Origin of the sequence: Candidatus Magnetobacterium casense, assembly GCF_019173545.1 — a bacterium.
In the GTDB taxonomy this organism is placed as follows: domain Bacteria; phylum Nitrospirota; class Thermodesulfovibrionia; order Thermodesulfovibrionales; family Magnetobacteriaceae; genus Magnetobacterium; species Magnetobacterium cryptolimnobacter.
Genome location: NZ_JABXWD010000513.1, coordinates 1 through 2,131 on the forward strand (window position 1 = coordinate 1; position 2,131 = coordinate 2,131).

At 48.1% G+C, this 2,131-nt stretch carries 2 protein-coding genes; both read left to right on the forward strand.

Annotated features, from left to right (window positions below):
* Window positions 1-1,219: hypothetical protein (locus tag HWQ67_RS17020; protein ID WP_218253884.1), on the forward strand; the 1,219-nt coding region annotated here is incomplete at its 5' end.
* Window positions 1,220-1,413: 194 nt separating this feature from the next.
* Window positions 1,414-2,040 (forward strand): prepilin-type N-terminal cleavage/methylation domain-containing protein, encoded by a 627-nt coding sequence (locus HWQ67_RS17025; protein WP_218253885.1) that lies wholly within the window; start codon window positions 1,414-1,416, stop codon window positions 2,038-2,040.
* The last annotated feature ends 91 nt before the right edge of the window (window positions 2,041-2,131 follow it).

The window sequence follows — 2,131 nt, forward strand, 5'->3', positions numbered from 1 at the left end:
CACGGACACATGCCCTGACCCAAATTCCTCTGCATGTGTAGGGACTTCCTCGTACTTTGCCCTTGACGTCAAGGACCCAAAGAATCCGAATCTGTTGTGGGAGTTTACAGACCCGGCACTCAAGTTCACCTTTTCAGGCCCGGCGGTTGTAAACTATGCCAACACCAGGTTTGTGATCTTCCTCTCCGGTCCAAACGACTATCAAGGCAACTCCAACCAGAACCTCAAGGTGTTTGTCTTAAAGCTCAACGCAAATGACACCATCGCTACGGTTTACACCAAGGATATGGGCGCCTCCTATGCCAACAGCGTTGGAGGCCGGTTGTTTACGAAGGGGCTCGACATGAACGAGGACGGCAACACGGATTTTGTGTTCTTTGGTTATTCAAAGTACGTAAACACCGTAAGTGGTTATCCTCAATGGGGTGGAGGCGTTTTCAAGATACACATAAACGGTACTGACCCCACGCAATGGGCGTATAACGAGTATGTCAATTTTGCAAATGCAAACGGTTTTCCAATCACGGCAAAGGTCGGTATTGACAAGTGCTTTGATAATTACTACCTGTACCTCACCTCCGGCAGATACTTTACCTCGAGCGAGCTGTACAACACAAGTACCGGGCCTGTAACAAACAAGCCCGATATAGTGGCAGGTGTCCCATTTATGTGCAACCATCTCAACACCTGTAGCCCAAGCAGCATTAACATACCGTCCATAAGCATTGGGTCAAGTTCCACCGCCGGCTCTGCAACGACCTCCGGTAGTGTATGCTACAACCTTGCAACGGGTAATTACGCCAATGCGGCCTGGTACCAGGCCCTGAATCCGATAGCGTCCCCTTATTACATGGAGCGCGGTGTAACCGATCCGGTAACCACAGGGGCTAACTACGTAATGTTTGTGACCGCACAACCATCGTCTGATATCTGCTCGTTCTCAGGCCAGTCGCGCATGTGGGGATTTAACTGTGCAACGGGTGGAATGGTAAACAGCACCGCGTGTGCCGGTAAGGCGGTCAAGACATCGGCAATTCAAGGGACATTGCTGATGCAGCTTTCTACGGCGGCTATAAATCAGGTCAACCTCAAGAATACCTTTACGGGTGGTGGCGCTGTACTGGCGACCGGTTTTAGCGCGGGGATGCCGCCCCCTAATCCGCCACCTATTACACAATCCGGTACCGGAAGTAAAATTATTCATTGGCTGGATAAGTAATACCTGTCTGGAAAGAGGAATTTGTTATTCACTGCGGCTTACCCCCGTAGTGAATAACAATAAAAAAATGTTGCTGATTTTTTCACGATTTTTTCACACAAGTATGTTAGAATATAAGCATGATAAAGATTATACACAATAGTGGTGGAGAATTAACCGGGCAGGCAGTCCCCTGCCAGTGTTTAGGATGAGACGTGCGTGAAAAGATGAAGATAGTGCATGACAATAAGGGTTTTACACTGATTGAAATGATCGTGGTACTGGTAGTCGTGTCCATTATTGTAGGGCTGATGGTGAGTCAGTTCACGGGTACGACAACAAAAATACAGATAGAGGCTGGTATTAAAAAAATGTATGGAGACCTTATGGAAGCCAAGTCAAAGTCATACGCAGAGAGAAAGACCTACGGCCTGTACTGGAGTGCCCCCTCCGCCATTGAAGGATACGAGCTTAGGGTCGATACGGACAATGATGGCAGCATTACCAATAGCGGCGGCTATTCAAGCGTTAGAACCATTACTGTTGAAAAGGCGGCGATCATAAATAAAGAGGGAGTAAACTCCATCCCCTTTGCCATAAAAGGCTCCCTGGATACCGCAACCTACGGAAATATCGATGCCACATTTTACAGCGAGTGCAAGGCCTGTGACCACGTGACCTCCGGTTGCGACCCCGAAGACCCCGCCAATACCCTCTGTAAGCCGCAGGATACAACCTCCGATTGCAGCAATATTGACTACCCTGAATACTCCTGCATAGTGGTCACCTTGACAAGAATAAAGATGGGAAAATGGTGCAACAATGTATGCCAATTACGATAATAACAGTAACATCAACAACTGCGCCGGGCGTATGAATAACAACGCTTACAAAAGTATATTTAACGACAAGGGCTTCACACTGGTTGAGGCA